General features: G+C 76.5%; 15 protein-coding genes. 11 read left to right on the top strand and 4 right to left on the bottom strand.

The genetic code is table 11. The features are described from left to right. Positions 1 to 23: 23 nt before the first annotated feature. Complete coding sequence (locus OSB71_RS10115) at positions 24 to 611, top strand: helix-turn-helix domain-containing protein (RefSeq protein WP_265946642.1); 588 nt, start codon at positions 24 to 26, stop codon at positions 609 to 611. Between the two features lie 235 nt (positions 612 to 846). On the opposite strand, the gene OSB71_RS10110 is transcribed toward OSB71_RS10115, so the two are convergent. Both OSB71_RS10110 and OSB71_RS10105 read right to left on the bottom strand, forming a co-directional pair. Next, positions 847 to 1,335, bottom strand: a complete 489-nt coding sequence (locus OSB71_RS10110) for a hypothetical protein (RefSeq protein WP_265946640.1) — start codon at positions 1,333 to 1,335, stop codon at positions 847 to 849. A gap of 240 nt (positions 1,336 to 1,575) precedes the next feature. Further along, the gene (locus OSB71_RS10105) at positions 1,576 to 2,013 is read right to left on the bottom strand and encodes a gamma-glutamylcyclotransferase family protein (protein ID WP_265946638.1); all 438 of its coding nucleotides are present in this window, start codon (positions 2,011 to 2,013) and stop codon (positions 1,576 to 1,578) included. A gap of 97 nt (positions 2,014 to 2,110) precedes the next feature. Here OSB71_RS10105 and OSB71_RS10100 point away from each other — a divergent pair, with 97 nt between their 5' ends. The 10 genes from OSB71_RS10100 (at position 2,111) to OSB71_RS10055 (ending at position 15,600) form a co-directional block, all read left to right on the top strand. Further along, on the top strand, positions 2,111 to 3,541 hold the full coding sequence (locus OSB71_RS10100) for an NAD(P)H-quinone dehydrogenase (protein WP_265946746.1): 1,431 nt from the start codon (positions 2,111 to 2,113) through the stop codon (positions 3,539 to 3,541). 139 nt (positions 3,542 to 3,680) lie between these two features. Next, complete coding sequence (locus OSB71_RS10095) at positions 3,681 to 4,577, top strand: DeoR/GlpR family DNA-binding transcription regulator (RefSeq protein WP_416237238.1); 897 nt, start codon at positions 3,681 to 3,683, stop codon at positions 4,575 to 4,577. A gap of 269 nt (positions 4,578 to 4,846) precedes the next feature. Then, positions 4,847 to 5,710, top strand: a complete 864-nt coding sequence (locus OSB71_RS10090; protein ID WP_265946635.1) for an alpha/beta hydrolase family protein — start codon at positions 4,847 to 4,849, stop codon at positions 5,708 to 5,710. A 117-nt stretch (positions 5,711 to 5,827) separates the two neighbouring features. Beyond that, positions 5,828 to 8,752, top strand: coding sequence for a helix-turn-helix transcriptional regulator (locus OSB71_RS10085; protein WP_265946633.1), 2,925 nt, complete (start codon positions 5,828 to 5,830; stop codon positions 8,750 to 8,752). A gap of 188 nt (positions 8,753 to 8,940) precedes the next feature. Next, positions 8,941 to 10,221 carry a PucR family transcriptional regulator gene (locus OSB71_RS10080; protein WP_265946631.1) on the top strand — a complete coding sequence of 427 codons (1,281 nt, stop codon included), beginning with the start codon at positions 8,941 to 8,943 and terminating at the stop codon, positions 10,219 to 10,221. A 317-nt stretch (positions 10,222 to 10,538) separates the two neighbouring features. Further along, positions 10,539 to 11,399 carry an ABC transporter ATP-binding protein gene (locus OSB71_RS10075; protein WP_265946629.1) on the top strand — a complete coding sequence of 287 codons (861 nt, stop codon included), beginning with the start codon at positions 10,539 to 10,541 and terminating at the stop codon, positions 11,397 to 11,399. Further along, on the top strand, positions 11,396 to 12,307 hold the full coding sequence (locus OSB71_RS10070; protein ID WP_265946627.1) for an ABC transporter ATP-binding protein: 912 nt from the start codon (positions 11,396 to 11,398) through the stop codon (positions 12,305 to 12,307). Before OSB71_RS10075 ends, OSB71_RS10070 begins: the two co-directional genes overlap by 4 nt. Further along, positions 12,304 to 13,194, top strand: a complete 891-nt coding sequence (locus tag OSB71_RS10065) for a branched-chain amino acid ABC transporter permease (protein WP_265946625.1) — start codon at positions 12,304 to 12,306, stop codon at positions 13,192 to 13,194. Before OSB71_RS10070 ends, OSB71_RS10065 begins: the two co-directional genes overlap by 4 nt. Next, complete coding sequence (locus OSB71_RS10060) at positions 13,187 to 14,341, top strand: branched-chain amino acid ABC transporter permease (protein WP_265946623.1); 1,155 nt, start codon at positions 13,187 to 13,189, stop codon at positions 14,339 to 14,341. The genes OSB71_RS10065 and OSB71_RS10060 overlap by 8 nt, the downstream gene beginning before the upstream one ends. Further along, the gene (locus tag OSB71_RS10055; protein WP_265946621.1) at positions 14,338 to 15,600 is read left to right on the top strand and encodes an ABC transporter substrate-binding protein; all 1,263 of its coding nucleotides are present in this window, start codon (positions 14,338 to 14,340) and stop codon (positions 15,598 to 15,600) included. Before OSB71_RS10060 ends, OSB71_RS10055 begins: the two co-directional genes overlap by 4 nt. Positions 15,601 to 15,865: 265 nt before the next feature. Here OSB71_RS10055 and OSB71_RS10050 read toward each other — a convergent pair whose 3' ends face one another. Both OSB71_RS10050 and OSB71_RS10045 read right to left on the bottom strand, forming a co-directional pair. After that, complete coding sequence (locus OSB71_RS10050; RefSeq protein WP_265946619.1) at positions 15,866 to 17,632, bottom strand: S8 family serine peptidase; 1,767 nt, start codon at positions 17,630 to 17,632, stop codon at positions 15,866 to 15,868. A 208-nt stretch (positions 17,633 to 17,840) separates the two neighbouring features. Then, positions 17,841 to 20,723: an ATP-binding protein gene (locus tag OSB71_RS10045; RefSeq protein WP_265946617.1), complete on the bottom strand. Its 2,883-nt coding sequence runs from the start codon at positions 20,721 to 20,723 to the stop codon at positions 17,841 to 17,843. Positions 20,724 to 20,772 lie beyond the last annotated feature (49 nt).

Below are 20,772 nucleotides of genomic sequence, written 5' to 3'. Positions count from 1 at the left end.
GCCGCTCTGGCAAAGTGGGGAGCATGGACGGCGACCTCGAAACCACCCTCACCGCGGTCGGCTCCCGGCTGCGCGCGCTGCGGCGCCGGCGCGAGACCACGCTCGCCGAGCTCTCGGCGGCGACCGGCGTCTCGGTGAGCACCCTGTCCCGGCTGGAGTCCGGCACCCGGCGCCCCACCCTCGAACTGCTGCTCCCGCTGGCCAAGGCCCACGGCGTCACCCTGGACGAACTGGTCGACGCCCCTCCCACCGGCGATCCGCGCATCCACCTGCGCCCCGTCACCGCGCACGGCATGACCATGCTGCCGCTGACCCGGCGGCCCGGCGGCATCCAGGCGTACAAGCTGGTGCTGCCGCCCGGCAACCCGCCCAGGGAACCCGATCCGCAGACCCACGAGGGCTACGAGTGGCTCTACGTGCTCAACGGGCGGCTCCGGCTCGTGCTGGGCGAGCACGACGTGGTGCTCGCCCCCGGGGAGGCGGCCGAGTTCGACACCCGCGTGCCGCACTGGTTCGGCGCCGCCGGGCCCGAGCCGGTGGAGTTTCTCAGCCTCTTCGGTAAGCAGGGGGAGCGCGCCCACCTGCGTGCCCGCCCCAAGCGCGACGGATAGGGCGGCATCGGCAGAGGTCCGCCCCGCCGCGGTGCCCCGGCACGGCGCCTCGTGGCGTTACCGAATCGGCCGAGCGGGCCACCACACCCGCTACGCCGCCGATCCGGCGCCTTGTGACGCACCGCACCGGACGCCGCTCCTCAACGGGCGAAACCCCGGCTCATCGGGTGAGCCCCGGCCGAAGACGCGGCACTGGCGCCATGCCGGGTCCACCTGCCGCCACGTGAGACACGCTTCAGTAGGTGGAAGTGGACCACGTCTGACTGAAGCGGTTGTAAGACCAGTGTGCTGCGACGGCACGTCGGTCGTACGTACGGGCCAAGATGTGCATGACACCGGAGTTGTCCTCGAAGCCCGCGCCGGACTTGTCGTTCATGGCGAGGTACAGCTTCTTGTCGGGGTCCGGTGAGTCGCTGATGTACAGGTAGGCGTCGCCGACCTTGAACGGCGTGCCGTCCGGACCCCACTTGCCGATCAGAGAGCCCATGTAGCCCCTGGGGCCCGAGTGCAGGAACTCGGTCTTGCCCTCGGTTTCCAGATGGCGGTGGTAGAGCCCCTCCTTGCCCGGGATTCTCCCGTCCGGCCCCACGGCCTCCCAGTCACTGCTGTGGATCCACGTACCCGCAGCACGGACACTAAGACCAGTTTCGGAGTCCCCCAACTGGTAGATGTCCGTTTTCTGCCACTCAAGGTCCGCTCGAACGTCGAGCTGCCATTCGGTCATGCGGTGAGGCTAGCCCAACTGTGTTCCGTTGCACACTCCCTGTGAACGCAGCCACGGTGCACGGGCGGTCGTTCGTACGGCGCCGCTCGTCGTCCTGGCCCTTGTCCGGTGTGTGGCAGGCGCGCCGTTCGCCGCTGTCCGCGCGCCTCACCTGACCTGGCGGCGGATCCGGCGGACCTTCGTACCGTGGGCGGTGCTCACCTTGACCGAGGACGGACTCCGGGCAGCAGCGGTCCTCGGTCAGCAGGGGTGTTTGCGCAGGGACATGACGTAGTCGTGCGGGGCGCCCGCGGACTCGGCGGCGTCGGCGATCTCCCCGAGGTAGCGCGGTGCGGGCAGGCCGCCCTCGAAGCCGTTGAGCACGTACATCCACGCGGCCTCGTCGCCGTCCAGTGTGTGCACCTTGACCCGCATGCGCCGGTAGATGTCCAGGCCCACGCCCTCCCACCGGTCCATGGCCTCCTCGTCCATGGGGGCGATGTCGTACAGCGCCACGAAGACCTGCGCGCGGGGGGCCTCCACCACGGTGGCCAGGGCGCCTTCCCAGCCCAGGTGCTCGCCGCCGAAGGTGAGCCGCCAGCCGGTGATCCAGCCGGTGCCGCGCAGGGGGGAGTGCGGGGCGCGGCGTGCCATCAGCCGGGCGTCGAGGTTTCCGGCGTATGCGGCGTAGAGCGACATGGGAAGAAGGGTAACGGGACGCCCCGGGCGGCCACCCGCGCCGCGCGACGCGCGCGGCGAGGGGGTGGACGGGTGGCGGCGGGAGGCGTGAGGGACACTGGCGTACGTGACGCGGATCGTGATTATCGGTGGTGGACCTGGCGGCTACGAGGCGGCACTGGTGGCCGCGCAGCTCGGGGCGGCTGTGACCGTCGTCGACTGCGACGGGCTGGGCGGGGCGTCGGTGCTCACCGACTGCGTCCCGTCCAAGACGCTGATCGCCACGGCCGAGGTGAAGACCACCTTCGACTCCTCCTACCAGGAGCTGGGCATCACGCTGGGCGGGCCCGACGCCGAGAACGGCATCGGGGTGGATCTGGGCAAGGTCAACCGCCGCGTCAAGCGCCTGGCGCTGGCCCAGTCGCACGACATCACCGCCTCCGTCACCCGGGCCGGGGCGCGGGTGCTGCGCGGCAAGGGCCTGCTCCAGCCGCAGCGGGCGGCGGACGGCTCGCGCGAGGTCGTGGTGCGCGCGGCGGACGGCAGCGAGGAGCGGCTGACGGCCGACGCCGTGCTCCTGGCCACCGGCGGCCACCCGCGCGAGATCCCGGACGCCAAGCCGGACGGGGAGCGCATCCTGAACTGGACGCAGGTCTACGACCTCGACGAGCTGCCCGAGGAGCTCATCGTCGTCGGCTCCGGCGTCACCGGCGCCGAGTTCGCCGGGGCCTACCAGGCGCTCGGCTCCCGCGTCACCCTCGTCTCCTCGCGCGAGCGCGTGCTGCCGGGCGAGGACCCGGACGCGGCGGCCGTGCTGGAGGACGTCTTCCGGCGGCGCGGCATGAACGTCATGTCCCGCTCCCGCGCCGCCTCGGCCGAGCGCGTGGGCGACCGGGTGGAGGTGACGCTCTCCGACGGGCGCGTCATCACCGGCTCGCACTGCCTGATGGCCGTGGGCGCGGTGCCCAACACCGAGGGCATCGGCCTGGCGGAAGCCGGGGTGCGGCTGAAGGACTCCGGGCACGTGTGGACGGACAAGGTCTCGCGCACCACCGCGCCGGGCGTGTACGCGGCGGGGGACTGCACCGGCGTCTTCGCGCTGGCCTCGGTCGCCGCGATGCAGGGCCGGATCGCGATGTACCACTTCCTCGGCGAGACGGTGGCCCCGCTGTCCCTGAAGACGGTCTCGGCGAACATCTTCACCGACCCCGAGATCGCCACCGTCGGCTACTCGCAGGCCGAGGTCGACGAGGGCAGGATCGACGCCTGGACGGTCAAGCTGCCACTCCTGCGCAACCCGCGGGCGAAGATGCAGGGCGTCCGGGACGGTTTCGTGAAGCTGTTCTGCCGCCCCGGCACCGGCATCGTGGTCGGCGGCGTCGTCGTCTCGCCGCGCGCGAGCGAGCTGATCCACCCGATCTCGATCGCGGTCGACAACAACCTGACGGTGGAGCAGATCGCGAACGCCTTCACGGTGTACCCGTCGCTGTCGGGTTCGATCGCGGAGGTCGCGCGCCAACTGCACACCCGCAAGGCCGCGCAGGACTGAGCGGGCGGCGCTTCTACCACAACCGGCCTTCCGGCATGACCAATTCCGGTTAATTGCGGCACATAGCTGAAAGTCACCGGTCGGTCGCGTTACTGTCAGTTCCGTGTTCGCTGCAGAACGTCGACAACTGATCCTAGAGATGGTGCGGGCCAACGGGGCGGTCTCGCTCCGGGAGCTGGCCCGCGTCGTCCAGACCTCCGAAGTCACCGTGCGCCGGGACGTCCGCGCGCTGGAGGCCGAGGGGCTCCTCGACCGCCGCCACGGCGGTGCGGTCCTGCCCGGCGGGTACACCCGGGAGTCCGGGTTCCCGCACAAGGCCCACCTGGCCACCGCGGAGAAGACGGCCATCGCCGACCTCGCCGCCGGCCTGGTCCACGAGGGCGAGGCCATCGTGGTGGGTGCGGGCACGACGACCCAGGAGCTGGCCCGTCGCCTCGCCCGCGTGCCCGGGCTGACCGTCGTGACCAACTCCCTGCTCGTCGCGCAGGCGCTGGCGCACGCCAACCGGGTCGAGGTGGTGATGACCGGCGGCACCCTGCGCGGCTCCAACTACGCCCTCGTCGGCAGCGGCGCGGAGCAGTCGCTCCAGGGGCTGCGGGTCTCGCGCGCCTTCCTCTCCGGCAGCGGCCTCACGGCCGAGCGCGGGCTGTCCACCTCCAACATGCTGTCCGCGAGCGTGGACCGGGCGCTGGTGCAGGCGGCCTCCGAGGTCGTCGTCCTGGCCGACCACGGCAAGCTCGGCGCGGACACGATGTTCCAGACGGTGCCGACGGACCTGATCACCCACCTGGTCACCGACGAGCCCCCGGCCGACGACGACCGGGCGAACGCCGAACTCCAGGCGCTGGCCGACCAGGGCGTGCAGATCGCCGTCGCCGGAGCGGTCCCCGCCGCCCCGCCGCCCGCGCCCCGCCCCGAGGTGCCGCTCCCCGGCCAGCGGCGCAACACCCCGGGGGCGCCCGGATCGCCTGCCGCGTCGCAGTTCCGGGCAGCCGCGACGCCGGTGGCGGATCTCACCCCACGCCGTCGCGGCTGAACCCCGGCGGCTCCGGCGCCGCCCGTCCGCGCCCACGTGGCCGCCGGTCCGCGGCGGACGCCGGGGCCGGGGGCGCGCCCGGGGTGAGGCGCGGGGCCCACCGTGCGCGTGCCACGCCGGGGTGGGCGGGGGTGGTGCACGGGCACAGGGCCGCGCCACCGTGAAGCGGGGCGTAACACCGGTGAAACACCCGATGTGACGGCGCGGTGGCAGGCGTCATCGTGACAGGGCTCTCCCCCCCCAACCCCCACCGAGAGGGCTCACCCGTGATGCGGAACAACAGACTCGGCCTGGCCGCCGCACTCCTCGCCGGAGCGCTCGCCCTGACGCCGTCGCAGGCCCTGGCGGACGACAACCCCTACGAGCGCGGCCCCGACCCCACCGAGGCCGGCGTCGAGGCACCGCGCGGCTCCTACGCCGTCGACGAGTTCGACGTCTCCCGGTGGCTCGTCAGCGGTTTCGGCGGCGGCACGGTCTTCCACCCCACCGAGACCCGCGACGGCACGTTCGGCGCCGTGGCGATCTCCCCGGGCTTCACCGCCTCCAAGGAGACGGTGGAGTGGCTCGGCCCGTGGATCGCCTCGCGCGGCTTCGTCGTCATCGTCATCGACACCAACTCCGTCTACGACCAGCCCGCCAGCCGCGGTGACCAGCTCCTGGCCGCGCTGGACTACCTCACCGGGCGCAGCCCCGTGCGGGACCGCATCGACCCGGAGCGCCTCGGCGTGGCCGGTCACTCCATGGGCGGCGGCGGCTCGCTGGAGGCGGCCAAGGACCGGCCCTCGCTCAAGGCGGCCGTCCCGCTCACCCCGTGGAACCTCGACAAGACCTGGCCGGAGGTCCGCACGCCGACGATGGTCATCGGCGCCGAGAACGACTCGGTCGCCCCCGTCGCCTCGCACGCCGAGCCTTTCTACGAGAACCTGCCGCGCTCGTTGGACCGGGCGTACCTGGAGCTGAACTCGGCGAGCCACTTCGCCCCCAACCGGGCCGACAGGACGATCGGCAAGTACACCGTGTCCTGGCTGAAGCGGTTCATCGACGACGACACCCGCTACGAGCGGTTCCTGTGTCCGCTGCCGCGGCCGAGCCTGGAGATCGAGGAGTACCGGGGCACCTGCCCGCTCGGCTGACCCGCGCCGGGCCGCCGCCCCGGGACCGTGCCGCTGTGCGCCGGCACAGTCTTGGGGCGGCGACGTTGAGCCGCGGCCCCTTGCAAGCCCCCCGGGAGCGCTTCCGATGATGGCGGGATGACGACGGCGGCCACGTCCGACACCGGCGCGCGGCGGCTGTACGGCCGCCGCGCGGAACTGGCGGCCGTCCACGCGCTGCTGCGCCGGACGAGCGCGGGCCGGGGCGGCGCCCTGCTGCTGACGGGCGCGCCGGGGCTCGGCCGCACCGCGCTGACGCGGGAGGCGGCCCGCGCCCTCCCGCCGCCCGGGGTGGTGCTGGACGTGCGCGGCGTCGCCGCCGAGCGGGAGCTGCCCGGCAGCGGCCTGCACGCCCTGCGGTGCCGGGCCGCCCAGAAGCTGGGCACTCCGGAGCCGCCGCCCACCCCGCCCACCCCGTCCGGTCCGGGCGGCCTGCTCGACCTGCTGGCCCGGCTCGCGGCGCCCGGCCGCCCGCTGCTGGTCAGCGTCGACGACGCACACCTGCTCGACGCCGACTCCCGCGCGGCGCTGGGCTACGCCGCCCGGCGGCTGGGGCCGGGCCGCCCCGTCGGCGTGCTGCTCAGCGCGCCCCCGGGCGAGGCCCCGGAGTTCGCCGGGCTCCCGACGGCGGAGCTGCGCCCGCTGGCCGCCCCCGCCGCCACGGCGCTCCTGCGCGAGCTGCTGGGCGCGTCGGCGGAGTACGCCGTCCCGAACGGGCTGCTCGACGACGCCGACGGCAACCCGGGCCTGCTCACCGAGCTGGCCGCGAGCGCGCGCCGGCTGCGGTCCGCGAGCCGGGCGGGGCCGGTGCCGGGGCAGGCGGCGCCGGGTGCCACCTGCCCCGGCACCGGCCCCGCACCGCAGGGCCCGCACCCGCCCGGCTCGCTGCTCGCCCGCTACGCCGCCCGGCTGGCCGCGCTGCCCGACGCGACCCGGCGCTGCCTGCTGCTGGCCGCCGCCGCCCGGGTGGTGGACGAGCGCGGTCGCGGTGGCGCGCTGGGCGACGAGGCCGGCCGCCTGCTGCGCGCGCTGGCGGCGGCGGAGCTGGACCCGGCGTGCCTGGAACCCGCCGAGGCGGCCGGCCTGCTGCGCACCACCGGCGGCCGGGTGCGGTTCGCCCCGCCGGTGCTCGGCCGCCTCGTGTACGGGGCGGCGCCGCTGGCCGCCCGCCGCGCCGCGCACGCGGTGTTCGCCGCCTCCCCGGACGCCGAACCCCGGCCGCTGCTGCGCCTGCACCACCAGGCGTACACCAGCACCGGGCCCGACGCGGGGCTGGCCGCCGCGCTCGCCGAGGCCGCCGCGTACGCCCGGGACCACGTGGAGGCCGCCGCCGTCATCACCCAGGCGGCCCGGCTCAGCGAGGACGACGAGGCCCGCGTCGGCCACCTGGCCGCCGCCGCGGACCACGCCCGGGCCGCCGGCCGCCCGGGGCAGGCCCGCGCCCTGCTGGACCAGGTCCGCGCGTGCCGCGGGGCCGCGCTGCCCCCGCCGCCGGCCGGGGACCGCCCCCGGGAGCGCCCGGTGGTCGGGCCGGCCGGTGCCGCCGTGCGCGGCCGGGCGGAGCTGGTGCGCGGCACGCTGGAGCTGCGCGACGGCCACGTCGGGGACGCCCACGCCGTGCTGCACCTGGCGGCCGAGCTGCTCGCCCCCGCCGATCCCGCGCGTGCGGCCGAGGCCATGCTCGGCGCGGCCGAGGCCGCCTGGGCGGCCGGCGACCTGCCCGGCTACGTCGCCGCGCTGACCCGGGCCGGGGAGGTGGGCCCGCTCCCGCCGCTGCTGGCCGACTACCGCGGCGGCATGGCGGCCCTGCTGGGCGGCGAGGAGGCCCGGGGGCGCCGCCTGCTGCGCCGCACGCTGGAGCGGGCCGCCGGCGAGGACGACCCGGTGCGGCTGGTGCACGCGGGCGGCGCGGCGCTGGTCCTGGGCGACGTACCGGCCGCCCGCGCGGTGGGCGCCCGCACGCTGGCCGCCGCCCGCGCCCGGGGCCTGGGGCTGCTGGTGCCGCAGGCGCTGGAGTACCTCGCCTACGCCGAACTGCGCTCGGGCGAGTACGCGCGCGCCACGGCGCACGCCCACGACGGCCTGGCCGCCGCGCGGGCCGCCGGGCAGCGCAACCCGGCCGCCCAGCACCACGCGGCGCTGGCGCTGGCCGCCGCCGTGGTCGGCTCCGCCGAGGAGTGCCGGGCGCACGCCGAGGCGGCCACCGCGACGGCGACCCGGCACGGCCTGGGCGTCCCCGCCGGGCTCGCCGCGACGGCGCTGGCCCACGCGGACCTGGGCCACGGCCGGGCGCGGGCCGCGGCGGACCGGCTGCGCCCGCTGGTGCTGCCCGGACCGCACCGGGGGCACCCGGCGGTGCGGGTGCAGGCCGCGCCGGTGTTCATCGAGGCCGCGGCCCTCACCGGCGCCCGGCAGGAGGCGGCGACGGCGCTGGCGGAGTTCACCGAGTGGGCCGGGTGGACGGTGGACCCGCTGGCCGGGGCGCGGCTCGCCCGCTGCCGCGCGCTGCTCGCCCCGCCCGAGGAGGCCGAGGCCCTGTACGCGCGGGCGCTGGCCTGCCACGAGCGCGCCAGCGGCGCGTTCGAACGCGCCCGCACGCTGCTGCTGTCCGGCAAGGCGCTGCGCCGGCGCCGCCGCCCGCTGCGGGCCCGGGAGCACCTGCGGGACGCGCTGGTGGGCTTCGAGGGCTGCGGCGCGGCGGCCTGGCGGGAGCAGGCGCGGGCCGAACTGCGTGCGACGGGGGAGTCGGTGGGGGCCCCGGCGGACGGCCCGGCGGCGTGCGTGTCCGCCGGGCGCGGCCCGGAGGCGTCCCGCCCGCTGGCCGGGCTCACCCCGCAGCAACTGCGCATCGCCCGGTACGTCGCCGAGGGCGCCACCAACCGGGAGGTCGCCGAGCGGCTCTCGGTCAGCCCGCGCACCGTCGACTACCACCTGCGCAACGTCTTCGCCGCGCTCGGGGTGCGCTCCCGGGTGGAGCTGACCAGGCTGGTGGGCCGCTCGGAGCTGCGCGCGGGGTCGGCCTGAACCGGGCGGCGCGGCCCGACCGGGCCCGGCCGGAACCCGGTGCGCGGCGGGCGGACGGGGGCCGGGCGGGGGCTGGACGGGAGCCGTCGGGCCCGTGGTCACCGACCGGTTGGTATGTCATGCTGAGTCCTCCGGCGGCCAGGTGTTCGCCGCCCGTCCGCAGGGACCCACCCAGGTGGAGGACTCTGATGCAGCCAGAGGTACTGTCCCGCGTCCGCACGCTCGACGGACCGGCGGCCCAGGGGCGGCCCGTCAGGTCGCGCGCGGACTCCGCGGCCCTCGCGGTGCTCCACCGCGCCGCACGCGTTCTCATCGAGGACCTGCCTGGGCTCACCGACCGGCTGGTGAACTACCTGCGCGAGCGCGAACCGGCCTACCGGGCCGCGCTCGACGCGGACGCCGACGACGTCTGGCAGGAGGCGCACCGCGCGCTGCGCTACAACGTCGGCTCGCTGATGCGGCCGCGCCAGTTCCGCGAGACGGCCCGCCGCTGCACCTGGGACATCGGCGTCCACCGCGCCCAGCAGGGCGTCCCGCTGGACGCGGTGCAGCACGCGTTCCGGCGCGGCGGCGCGCTGGTGTGGCAGGGGCTCATCGAGGAGACCGAGCGCCGCGCCTTCGACGATGTCCGGCTGCTGGTGCACTGCGCCGCGGACGTGTGGAACTTCGTCGACGAGCACTGCGCCCTGGTCGCCGACGCCTACCGGGAGACCGAACGCCAACTCGCCTGGCGGCGCGACAACGCGCGGCGGCTGATGACCGAGGCGCTGCTGGCCGGCGCCACCCGCGTCGCCGACCTGCCCGACGTGGCCCGCGCGCTGGAGCTGCCCGAGGACGGCCGCTACGCCGTCGCCGTCCTCACCGGTCGCGGAGCGGGACCCGCGGGCGACCCCGGGCACGCCCCGGGCCCCGGCGTGCGGCTGCCGGAGCGTCCGGCGGGCCTGCGCGCGCTGTGGCACGCCGACGCCGACGCCGACCGCGCCATCGCCGCGCTCGGGGACGCCGCCCCCGGCGACCTGGCCCGCGCCCTGCCCGTGCCGCCGGGCGCCCGGCTGGGCGTCAGCACCGTCGTGCGGGGGCTCGCCGCGCTCGGGGACGCTCGCAAGCTGGCCGAGACCGCGCTGCGCTGCGCCACCGACACCACCCCGGTCGTCGTGCTGGGCGACCACCTGCCCGCCGCGCTGACCGTCTCCTCGCCCGCGCTGGGCGCCGCGCTCACCGACAGCGTCCTCGGTCCGCTGCTCGCCCTGGACCCCGGCGACCGGGACGTGCTGCTCCAGACGCTCACCGTGTGGCTGGAGTGCGACGGCTCCGCGCCCAAGGCGGGCGCCCGGCTGTACTGCCACCGCAACACCGTGCTGAACCGGCTGCGCCGCTGCGAGCAGCTCACCGGGCACTCCCTCTCGCGCCCCGCCGACCTGGTGCAGCTCTCGCTCGCCCTCACCGCCCACCGCCTGCTGCCCGGCTGAGCCCGCGTCCGCTCCCGGTCCGCGTCCGCTCCCGGTCCGCGTCCGCCAGTGCCGGGGGCGCGACGCCCCCTCCGCCGCCGTCAACGCCCCCGGCTCCGCGCGCCGTTGTGCCGCCGCACAACCCCGGCCCGGCGGGGCTCGCGCTGCGCCGTCGCGCCCGCCTTGTGCGCCGGCACAGGCACCGGCACGGCTTTCTGGGAGGCGTGCCCGACATCGGATGCGGACCTGTACGCCCGTCCGCCCCGGTGGTGTCGTGACACTCCCGTTCCCGCGACGTCCGCCCGCCCCGCGGCGGGCGCCGTCCCCCAGGAGGAGTGATGTTCGGCTCACCGCCCGACCGCGGGTCGGGAGACCTGCGCGTCGACCACCTCGCCGTCCGCTACGGCCGCGCCGTGACCGCCCTGCACGACGTCAGCCTCACCGTCCCCGACGGCGGGGTCGTCGCCCTGCTCGGCGCCAACGGGGCCGGGAAGACGACGCTGCTGCGCGCCGTCTCCGGCACCCTGCGCCTGTACCGGGGCGCCGTCACCGCGGGCACCGTCAGCTACGCCGGGCGCCCGCTGGCGGGCACCGACCCGGTGGCGGCCGTGCACGCCGGGGTGGTGCAGGTGCCGGAGGGGCGCCGCGTCTTCGGCGGCATGACCGTCGAGGAGAACCTGCGGGCCGGCGGCCTGGGCCGGGTGCGGCGCGGCCCGGCCGGGCACCGCGCGGCGGCCCGGGACCGGGTCTACGGCCTCTTCCCCCGACTGGCCGAGCGTGCCGGGCAGCGCGCCGGGCTGCTCTCCGGCGGCGAACAGCAGATGCTCGCCATCGGCCGGGCGCTGATGGCCTGGCCCCGGCTGCTGCTGCTGGACGAGCCCTCGCTCGGCCTCGCGCCGCTCATGGTCGAGCGCATCACCGACGTCGTCCGGGAGATCCACGCCCAGGGCACCTCGGTGCTGCTGGTCGAGCAGAACGCCGCGATGGCGCTCGCCCTGGCCGACCACGCCTACGTGCTGGAGGTCGGCCGGGTGGGTCTGGCCGGGCCCGCCGCCGAGCTGGCCCGCACCGACCGGGTCGCCCGCCTGTACCTCGGCGAGTCGGTGGACGGCGCCCCCGCCGCCCCCGCCGCCGGCGGTGCCGGTGCCGACGGCGCCCCGGCCGCCCCCCGCGCCGGTGAGGGGCGGTGGGCCGGATGAGCCAGGGACCACCGCCGCCCCTGCGCGTCACCGACCTCACCGTCCGCTTCGCCGGTCTGGTCGCCCTCGACGCCGTCTCCCTCACCGTCGAGCCGGGCAGCATCCACGCGCTCATCGGGCCGAACGGGGCGGGCAAGTCGACCTGCTTCAACGTGCTCTCCGGCGTGTGCCGCCCGGCCTCCGGCAGCGTCCGCCTGGGCGAGCGGGAGCTGACCCGGCTCGCCCCGCACCGCATCGCCGCGCTGGGGGTCGCCCGCACCTTCCAGAACATCGTCACCACCGAGGGCACCGTCGCCGACAACCTCATGCTGGGGCGGCACGGGCTGAGCCGGGCGGGGTTCGCCGCCACCGCGCTGCGGCTGCCGCACGCCGTGCGCGAGCAGCGCGCCCACCGCGAACGGGCCCGCGCGTTCGCCGGACTCACCGGGCTCGGCGCGCTGTTCGACACCCCCGTGGGGCTGCTCTCCTACGGCGACCGCAAGCGCGTCGAGCTGGCCCGCGCGCTGTGCCTGGAGCCCCGGCTGCTGCTGCTGGACGAGCCGGTGGCCGGGATGAACGGGGCCGAGCGCGAGCGCATGGCCGGCGTCGTGCGCACCGTGCGCGCGGAACTGGGCCTGTCCGTGCTGCTGGTGGAGCACGACATGGGGCTGGTGATGCGGCTCGCGGACGAGGTGACCGTGCTCGACTTCGGCCGCCGCATCGCGGGCGGCGCGCCCGCCGACGTGCGCACCGACCCCGAGGTCGTGCGCGTCTACCTGGGCTCACCCGCCGCACCCGCCGCACCCGCCGCGCCCGCCGTGTCCGCCCCGTCCGGGGCCGGTGCGGTCGAGCGTCCCGGTGACGCTTCCGCGCGCGCCCGCGGGGCCGCCGCGCCCGCCCCTGGGACCGAGCGGGGGGACTCCGCATGACCACGGCACTCGACATCCTGCTCAACGGGCTGGCGCTCGGCTCGGTGTACGCGCTCGTCGCCCTCGGCTTCGTCATCATCTTCAAGGCGTCCGGGGTGATGAACTTCGCGCAGGGCTCGCTGCTGCTGCTCGGCGGCTACCTCACCGCCGTGCTCCACGAGGAGCTGGGCTTCCTGCCCGCGCTGCTCCTCGCCGTCGCCGCCACCGCGCTGGTCGCCGGGCTGGTGGACCGGGTGCTGCTGCGCGGCATGGACCCCCGGCACCACCACATCCTGACGATCATGACGATCGGCGTCGACATCCTCCTGCTCACCGAGCTGGCCCGGCGCATCGGCGGCGACCTGCTGACGCTGGGCGACCCGTGGGGCAACGACGTCCTCACCCTGGCCGGGGTCACCGTGCCCACCAGCCGGGTCGCCTCCATCACCGTCTCCGTCCTGGTCATCGGGACCGTCTTCGCCGCGTTCCGGCACACCGACTGGGGCCTGTCGCTGCGCGCCGCCTCCGAGGACCAGGAGGCCGCCGCGCTCATGGGCGTGCGGCTCGGCCGCGTGCGCACCCTCGCCTGGGCGCTGGCCGGGGCGCTGGCCGCGCTCGCCGCGCTCTTCCTGACCGCGTTCCCCGCCCCGGGGCTGGAGCGCACCACCGGGCAGATCGCGCTGAAGGCGTTCCCCGCCGCGATCCTGGGCGGCATGGCCTCACCGCCGGGCGCGCTGCTGGGCAGCCTGCTCATCGGCGTCACCGAGGCCCTGGCCGCCGGGTACCAGAGCGAGCTGTCGGCGCTGGGCCGCGGGCTCGGGGACGTGGCGCCCTACCTGGTGATGATCGTCGTCCTGCTGGTCCGCCCGCACGGACTGCTGGGCACGAAGGAGGCCGTCCGTGTCTGAGCGCGTCCCCCGCACCGGCCCGAGAGCCGTGCTGCCGTACGCCGCCGCCGTCGTGCTGCTGTGCGCGCTGCCGCTGTACCTGGAGGCGTACTGGCTGCGCATCGGTCTGTTCGCCATGGCCGCCGCCATCGGCGCCATCGGGCTCAACCTGCTCAGCGGCGGCACGGGGCAGCTCTCACTCGGGCACGCCTTCTTCCTGGCCGTGGGCGCCTACGGCTACGCCTGGCTGGCCGGGGAGCCGGGCCCGGGCCTGCCCGCCCCGCTCGCCCTCGTCCTCGCCGTCTGCCTGGCCGGGGTGGCCGGCGGGCTGTTCAGCCCCGTCTCGGGGCGGGTGCGCGGCGTCTACCTCGGCGTGGCCACCCTGGCGCTGGTGTTCCTCGGGCACCACGTGATGCTCAACGCCGAGGCCGTCACCGGCGGGTACAACGGCCGCGCGGTGGCGCCGTTCACCCTCCTGGGGTTCTCCTTCACCTCCGCCGACCCCGAACTGAGCGTGCTGGGTGTGCCCTTCGGCGCCGAGGAGCGGCTGTGGTACCTCGGCCTGGCGCTGCTGGGCCTGGCCTGGTTCACCGCGCGCAACATCCTGCGCGGCCGCCCGGGCCGGGCGCTGGCCGCGGTGCGCGACAGCGAGGTGGCGGCCGCCGTGCTGGGCGTGCCGGTGGCCCGCTACCGGTCGGCGGCCTTCGTCGTCTCCTCCATGTACGCCGGGCTGTCCGGCGCGCTCATCGCGCTCGCCTTCCGGCGCATCGTCCCCGACTACTTCGGGCTGACGCTGTCCATCGACTACCTCGCCATGATCGTCCTCGGCGGCCTCGGCTCGGTGGCCGGCGCGGTCGCCGGGGCCGCGTTCGTCACCGCGCTGCCGCTGGTGCTGACCCGCTACGCCGACGTGCTGCCGCTCGTCGACGAGCCGGGCGCGGGCGGGCAGGGCGTCGGCCCCACCGAGGCCGCCCGCTACCTCTACGGCGCCGCGATCGTCCTCGTCCTGCGCTACGCGCCCGGCGGCCTGGTCGGCCTGGTGCGGCGCACCCCCGCGCCCGGGCGCCGGGCCGCCCCGGCCGCGTCCGCCCCCGCCGACGACGGCGCGCCCGCCAACGCGGCCTCCCCGTCCGTCCGCCCCTCGCACCCCAAGGAGTCCTCCTCGTGAAACGCACCGGAAGCCGCTGTGCCGCCGTCGCCCTGACCGCCCTCGCCCTGCTCGGCACCGCGTGCGGGACCAAGGGCGGTGACGACGGCGGCGGGCAGGGCGCCGACGGCGTCGCCACCGGCCCCGGCGTCACCGACGACACCATCACCCTCGGCGCGCTCACCGACCTCACCGGCCCCTACGCCACGCTGGGCGAGTCCATCGTCAACGCGCAGCAGCTCTGGGCGGACCAGATCAACGCCGACGGCGGCATCTGCGGCCGGGACATCCGCATCGAGGTCGAGGACCACGGCTACGACGTGCAGAAGGCCGTGGCCGCCTACGCCCAGCTCTCCCCGGACGTGCTGGCCATGCCGCAGGTCATCGGCTCGCCCGTGGTGGACGCCCTGGTGGACAGCATCGAGGCGGACGGCGTCCTCACCTTCCCGCAGGCCTGGTCCGCCTCGCTGCTCGGCCACGACGCCGTGCAGGTCCTGGGCACCACCTACGACCTGGACATGATGCGCGCCGTGGACTTCCTCGTCCGCGAACAGGGGCTGGCCGAGGGCGACCGGATCGGCCACGTCTACTTCGAGGGCGAGTACGGCGCCAACGCGCTGGAGGGCTCCACGCACGCCGCCCGGGCGGCGGGGCTGACCGTGGTCGAGCAGAAGATCAAGGCCACCGACACCGACCTGACGGCCCAGGTCACCGCGTTGCGCGGCGAGGACGTCCGGGCCGTGCTGATCAGCGCGGGGCCGGCCCAGACCGCGTCCCTGGTCGGGGTGGCCGCCGCCGCCGGGTTCGAGGTGCCGGTGGTCACCAGCGCGCCCGGCTTCGCGCCGCAGCTCCTCAAGACCCCGGCGGCCCCGGCGCTCACGGCGCAGCTCCACATCGTCACCGCGATCCCCTCGGTCAGCTCCGACCTGCCGGCGGTGCGGAAGCTGGTGGCCGACTACACGCGGACCTACCCGGACGCCCTGGTGGACTCCGGCGTCCTGTCCGGCTACAACGCCGCCGTGCTGATGGGCGAGAGCCTCAAGGCCGCCTGCGACGCCGGCGACCTCACCCGCGAGGGCCTGGTCACCGCGCACCGCTCCCGCGACCAGGTGGACGTCGGCCTCGGCTCCCCGCAGGACTTCTCCGACGCCGCCCAGCCCTCCAGCACCGCGTCCTACCTCATCCGCCCCGACCGGGACGCCGTGGGCGGCACCACCGGCGTGGAGGACGCGCGAACGCCCCCGGGCGCCGAGGAGTTCTCGGCGTCCAGGGGCGAGTGACCGCGTCCCGGCCCGCCGGCCGGGGGCGCGGCCGCGGCCCGGGCGGCCGGACGGGTGACGGGCAGCCGCCTTGGGCGGCCGGGCCCCGGGCAGCACGTCCCTCCACAGCGAGGGCCCGGGCACCGGCCGCACCGAACCCGCCCGCCGGCACGGTTCCGTGCCGGCGGGCGGGTGCGACGTGCCGGGCCGCAACTCCCGCGGCCCGGCACGTCATCCCCTCAACCCCCCACCCGTGAGGTGGTGGTCATGCGACGGGCGGAAGGCGTCACATCGCGAAGCAGAAGGGGCTGGAGCCGAAGTCCCAGCACTGGATCTGCCGCGTCGCGGTGTCGCTGTTGCCCGAGGCGTCGGTGACGGTCAGCTCGGCGGTGTAGGTCTGAGCGCCGCGGTAGTCGTGCGAGGCGTTCACACCGTTGCCGGAGGTGCCGTCGCCGAAGTCCCACGCGTAGGAGGCGATGTCGCCGTCGGCGTCGGTGGAGCCGGCGGCGTTGAAGTCACACGCGGAGTACCAGCAGTTCGCGGTGAACGAGGCGTTCGGCGCGGAACCGGCCGGGGCACCGGCCGACACGCGGCGGGTGGCGGTGTCGGTGTTGCCCGCGTCGTCGGTGACGGTCAGCGTGACCTCGTAGGTGCCCGGCTCGCCGTAGGTGTGCGACGGGGTGGCGCCCTGGCCGCGCTCGCCGTCACCGAAGGCCCAGGCGTAGGAGGCGATGCTGCCGTCCGGGTCGCTGGAGGCCGAGGCGTCGAAGGAGCAGGTGGTGTTCTCCGTCGAGCACTGCGCGTCGAACTCGGCGCTGGGCTGGCCGGGCTCGGGGGCCTCGCCCAGACCGGTCACGTTGAGCAGCAGGTTCGGCGAACCGCTGCCCGGGTTGCCCACCACGCCGCGCTCGGCGGCGTCCACCAGCGCGTCGCGCACCTCGCGCGGGCTGGCGCCCGGGTTGCTCGACAGGTACAGCGCCGCCGCGCCCGCCGCGTGCGGCGTGGCCATCGACGTGCCGCTCATCTGCTGCGAGCCGCCGCCGTTGCGGGTGGAGGTGATGTTGCTGCCCGGGGCGAACAGGTCCAGGCAGCGGCCCAGGTTGGAGAAGCTGGAGCGGTTGTCGCTGCGGTCCGTGGAACCGAGCGTGACGCCGTCGGCGACCCGGGCGGGGCTGGTGCCGCAGGCGTCCCGGCCGTTGTCGTTGCCGGCCGCGATGGCGACCTGCACCCCGGAGTCGATGACGCCCTGCACGGCGTTGTCCACCGAGCTGTTGGCGCCGCCGCCCAGGGACATGTTCGCCACGGCCGGGCCGCTGGCGTTCTCCGCCACCCAGTCCAGGCCGCCGATGATCTGCGACCACTGGCCCGAGCCCTGGCAGTTGAGCACGCGCACCGCGACCAGGTCGACGTCCTTGGCGACGCCGTAGTCCTTGCTGCCGACCGTGCCCGCGACGTGCGTGCCGTGGCCCTGGCAGTCACTGGCGTCGCGGTCGTTGTCGATGAAGTCGTAGCCGCTGGTGGCCCGGCCCTCGAAGTTCGGGTGGTTCATGTCGATGCCGGTGTCCAAGACGTAGGCGGTGACGCCCGAGCCCCGGTTGGGGTAGGTGTAGGTGCCGTCCAGGGCGCCGTCGATCCGGTCGATGCCGTAGGAGGGCGGGTTGGGCTGCTCGCCGACCAGCGAGGCGACGCCGTCGGCCTCCACGTACCGCACGCCGGGGGCGGCGGCGATCCGCTTGGCCTCGGCCTCGCTCGCGGTGACGGAGAAACCGCGGAAGGCCGCCGAGTACACCTCGCGCACCTCGGCGCCGTACTTCTTGGCCAGCGCGGTCGCGTCGGCCTTCACCTCGGCGCGGGCGTCCGCCTGGATGGACGCCTCGCCGTCGAGCGCCACGATGTACTGGCCCGCGATCGCGCCCTCGGCGTTCGCGCCCAGGATCGTGCCCTCGGCGGGCCCGCTGGCGGTGGCCGCCGTGGCCTGACCGGCCAGCGCGAACACCGTGGCCGTCGCGGCGCCGACGCACAGCGCTCCCAGCCGCTTTCTGCTTGTGCGCATACCTGTGTCCTTCGAAGTGGGGTGTCGGACGGCCGGGCCCGGCGGGGGGTTGGTGTCGCGGGACCGGCGCGGGGCTCACCCTCCGGCCCCCGGGGCGCGCGAACAATCCGTGGTGCGGTAGGTATGCGCTACGCAAATCGGCACCGGACGCGGGTGCGTGGCGCGGGCACGTACGCACCGGGGCCTGCGCGCCGCGCCACCGGACGGGTCAGCGGGTGGGGTCGGCGACGTCGGCGCGGGAGGTGACGCCCAGCTTCCGCAGCACCTTGGCCACGTGCTGCTCGATCGTCCGGGGCGAGAGGAACAGCACCTCGGCGATCTCCCGGTTGGTGTGCCCGAGCGCCACCAGCCGTGCCACCTCCTGCTCGCGCGGCGACAGCGCGCTGCCGTACCCGCGCCGGCCCCGCCGCGAGGGCGTGACGACGCCGCTGCCGCGCAGCACGCGGCGGCACCGCGCGGCGTCCCGCGTCGCGCCCAGCCGCGAGAACTCCTCGGCGAGCGCGGTCAGTTCGGCGGCGGCCTCCGGCTCGCCCAGCGCCAGCCGCGCGCGGGCCGCCGCCTCACCCGCCCGCGCCGCCGGGTACGGGCGCGGCAGCGCCGCGTACGCGCCGCGCGCCGCCGCGAAGGCCGCCGCGGCGTCCGCGTGCCGTCCGGCCCCCGCGGCCAGCACCCCGCGGCAGGCGTGCAACCCGGCCACGGCCAGCGGCGCGTCGCACTCCGTGATCCCGGCGGCGAACTGCGCGACCAGCTCCTCGGCCTCCGCGTACCGCTCGGCGCGCACGAACGCCACCGTGGCCATGGGCGCCAGCTCCGCCCCCCACGCCCAGATCCCCATGCGCCGCAGCCGGGCCAGCGCCCGATCGGCCAGGGCACAGCCGGCCCCCAGCTCCCCGCGCGCCACCCGCAGCCGGATCATCGCGCCGGAGGCCGCCGCCAGCACGGCCGCCGAGGTGTTGGCCGGGTCGGCGAGCCCGGCCGCGTCCAGCCGGTCGGCCGCCTCGTCCCACTCGCCCCGGGCCAGGGCCAGAAAGCCCAGCACCAGGTGGGCGTCCCCGGCGATGCTCGGCAGGCCCTCCCGGTCCGCCAGCGTGTCCCGCGCCCGCTCGGCCAGGCCGTCCCAGCGCCCGCCGTGCCAGTCAAGCCGCAGCCCGGTGCCCTCCGTGATGCCCAGCACGTACGTCGCGCCGTACTCGGCGGCGAGCCGCTGCCCGGCCCGCCGGTAGTGCTGCGCCGCCGCGTCGTGGCCCAGCCACACGGCGGCGTCGGCCAGGTTGGCGCACGCCCTGGCCAGGTGCACCCGCTCGTCCGGCTCCGGCGGCCCCTCGCCGCCGGGCAGTCCGCCGCGCTCCAGCAGCTCCCGCGCCTCCGCCCACACCGTCCCGTCGCCCCCGGCCAGCCGCAGCGCGAGCTGGTTGCCGCGCACCGCCATCCGCAGGCCGCGGTCCGCCTCGGTGGCGACCAGCGCCTCCGCCCGGTCGATCCACCGCCGGTAGACCTCGTAGGGGTGGTCGCCCCAGATGGGGATGCCGAGCGCGGCCATCGCCCGGGCCGCCAGCGCGGGGCGGTCCCGCAGCTCCTCGACGGCGATCTCGGTGTCCACCCGGCCCTGCTCGTACTTGCCCGCCTGGTTGTTGAGCAGCAGGCCGAGGTGGAGCCGGATCTCCCCGCGCAGCCCGTCGGGCAACTGGTCGTCCTGGACGATCCGGCGCAGCAGCGTCGCCGCCCGCCGGTGGCTGAGCCCGTTGACCGCGGCGCGGCTGAGCCGGGCCGCCAGCCGCGCCCGCTCCATCGGGTCCGGCCGCGCCGCGGTCAGCAGGGCCTCCCACAGCTCGACGGCGAGCGCCAGGTCGCCCGCCCGCTCGGCCGCCTCGGCGGCGGCCTCGCCGTACCGGCACCACCGGGCCTGCTCCCCGGCGTGCCGCGCGTGGTAGGCGAGCTGGACCAGCGGCTGCGGGGCGAGCGCGGCCAGGGCCGCCATCGCGCGGTGGTGCAGCCGCCGCCGGTCGGGCCCCGGGAGACTGTGGTAGACGGCCTGCTGGGCGAGGGAGTGCCGGAAACCGTAGCGGTCCGGCTCCACCTCGTGCAGCACGCCCGTGGCCAGCGCGTCCCGGATCGCGGTGACCGCCTCGGCGGCGTCGGTGCCGGAGACCGCCGCGATCAGCTCCTCCCCGGCCGGGACGCGCAGCACGGCCGCCGCGCGCACGCACGCCGCGGCGCGCCCCGGGAGCAGGGCCATGCGGTCGGCCATCGCCTCGTGGAGCAGCGTGGGCACCCCGACGGCGTCCAGCGTCTCCCGGCCCGGCGCCCGGGCGCGCCCGCCGGGGGGCAGCGCCCGGATGACCTCCTCCAGCACGAAGGGGATGCCCGCGGTGCGACCGTGCAGCTCCTCGGCCAGCGCGGCCGACACCTCCGGGCTCCCGGTCAGCGCCGCCGTCATGCTGCGCACCGCCGCCACGTCCAGCGGCGCGAGGGGCACCAGCACCGCCGTCGTGCCCGGGGGCTGTCGGTAGGCGCGGCCCAGCGGCAGCCCGGTCCCGGGCAGCTCCTCGCGCCGGTAGCTGAGCACCGTGGCCAGGCCGGCGGGCGGGTCGTCGACCAGGAAGCGCACCAGGTCGCGGGTGCCGTCGTCGGCCCAGTGCAGGTCCTCGACCACCATGACGACGCCGGGCAGCGCGGCCAGCAGCGCGCGCACGGCGCGGAAGAGCCGGTGCTGGTCGGCGCGGTGGTCGGGCAGCGGGGCGGGCGCGGGCGGCAGCGCCTCGCCCAGCTCCGGCAGGTAGGCGCGCAGCGCTCCGCACACCGGGTTGAGCCCGGTCGGCACGCGCCCCTCCAGGCGCCGCAGCAGCTCGATGACGGGGCCGTAGGGGAACGGCTCGCGCAGGGGGTGGCAGCCGCCGGTCAGCACGGCCCGGCCGCGCACGCTGGGGTGCGCCAGGGCCTCGCGGATGAGCCGCGTCTTGCCGATCCCCGCCTCGCCCTCGACGAGCACGACGGCGGGCGGATGCGTCAGCGCGTCCAGCAGCGCGTGGAGTTCGCCCGTGCGCCCCACGAGGACGGGCGCCTCCGCCCGCCGTAGCACCCCATCGGCCATGCGAGCAGCTAACCGCGTGGCCGTGTGGCGATCAACCCTCGTGCACCGG

The organism is Streptomyces marinisediminis (genome assembly GCF_026262575.1).
Classification (GTDB): domain Bacteria; phylum Actinomycetota; class Actinomycetes; order Streptomycetales; family Streptomycetaceae; genus Streptomyces; species Streptomyces marinisediminis.
The sequence above is the reverse complement of the archived record's forward strand: the minus strand, read 5'-3'. Positions and strand labels throughout refer to the sequence as shown.